Origin of the sequence: Metabacillus indicus LMG 22858 (assembly GCF_000708755.2) — a bacterium.
Taxonomy (GTDB): Bacteria; Bacillota; Bacilli; order Bacillales; family Bacillaceae; genus Bacillus_P; species Bacillus_P indicus.
Map to the genome: position 1 here is coordinate 1 of NZ_JGVU02000012.1, position 968 is coordinate 968.

The following is a 968-nucleotide window of genomic DNA, read 5'->3' on the forward strand; positions in this document are numbered from 1 at the left end:
AATGGCGGTCCCGACCGGGATCGAACCGGCGATCTCCTGCGTGACAGGCAGGCATGTTAACCGCTACACCACGGGACCATTTGGTTGCGGGGACAGGATTTGAACCTGCGACCTTCGGGTTATGAGCCCGACGAGCTACCAGACTGCTCCACCCCGCGATAATAATAAATAATGCTGTTATCAAATACTCATATCGTTACGCTGCTGAAGATAAAAGAAATGGAGGAGGTAGAGGGATTCGAACCCCCGCGGGGTTTGACCCCCCTGTCGGTTTTCAAGACCGATCCCTTCAGCCGGACTTGGGTATACCTCCGTATGGAAAATAGAATGGTGGACCTTGTAGGACTCGAACCTACGACCGGACGGTTATGAGCCGTCTGCTCTAACCAACTGAGCTAAAGGTCCTTTTTTTGGTAGCGGCGGAGGGAGTCGAACCCACGACCTCACGGGTATGAACCGTACGCTCTAGCCAGCTGAGCTACACCGCCCCAGGAACAAAGTCAATTACTTCTATTAAAATGGTGGAGCCTAGCGGGATCGAACCGCTGACCTCCTGCGTGCAAGGCAGGCGCTCTCCCAGCTGAGCTAAGGCCCCTTAAATCTGTGAAAATGGTCGGGAAGACAGGATTCGAACCTGCGACCCCTTGGTCCCAAACCAAGTGCTCTACCAAGCTGAGCTACTTCCCGTAATATGGCGCGCCCGATAGGAGTCGAACCCATAACCTTTTGATCCGTAGTCAAACGCTCTATCCAATTGAGCTACGGGCGCATATTCCTCCGGGTTTAATTTTTGTCAGCAGCCTGGCAACGTCCTACTCTCACAGGGGGAAACCCCCAACTACCATCGGCGCTAAAGAGCTTAACTTCCGTGTTCGGCATGGGAACGGGTGTGACCTCTTTGCCATCATCACCAGACATAGTGACAAAAATTATTATACTATGAAATCCGAAGATTTCAAGCTTTTTTT

General features: G+C 52.0%; 8 tRNA genes and 1 rRNA gene. All 9 read right to left on the reverse strand.

From position 1 onward, the window contains the following. Window positions 1–2: 2 nt before the first annotated feature. A tRNA-Asp gene (locus AZ46_RS19500) sits at window positions 3–78 on the reverse strand. Window positions 79–81: 3 nt separating this feature from the next. Then, window positions 82–158, reverse strand: a tRNA-Met gene (locus AZ46_RS19505). Between the two features lie 62 nt (window positions 159–220). Then, a tRNA-Ser gene (locus AZ46_RS19510) sits at window positions 221–313 on the reverse strand. 15 nt (window positions 314–328) lie between these two features. Beyond that, window positions 329–405, reverse strand: a tRNA-Ile gene (locus AZ46_RS19515). Window positions 406–411: 6 nt separating this feature from the next. Then, window positions 412–488: transfer RNA gene (locus tag AZ46_RS19520), tRNA-Met, on the reverse strand. A gap of 31 nt (window positions 489–519) precedes the next feature. Then, window positions 520–595, reverse strand: a tRNA-Ala gene (locus AZ46_RS19525). 15 nt (window positions 596–610) lie between these two features. Continuing rightward, window positions 611–687 (reverse strand) — tRNA-Pro (locus AZ46_RS19530). 5 nt (window positions 688–692) lie between these two features. Further along, a tRNA-Arg gene (locus tag AZ46_RS19535) sits at window positions 693–769 on the reverse strand. A gap of 30 nt (window positions 770–799) precedes the next feature. Beyond that, a 5S ribosomal RNA gene (rrf, locus tag AZ46_RS19540) occupies window positions 800–915 on the reverse strand. Between the last annotated feature and the right edge of the window lie 53 nt (window positions 916–968).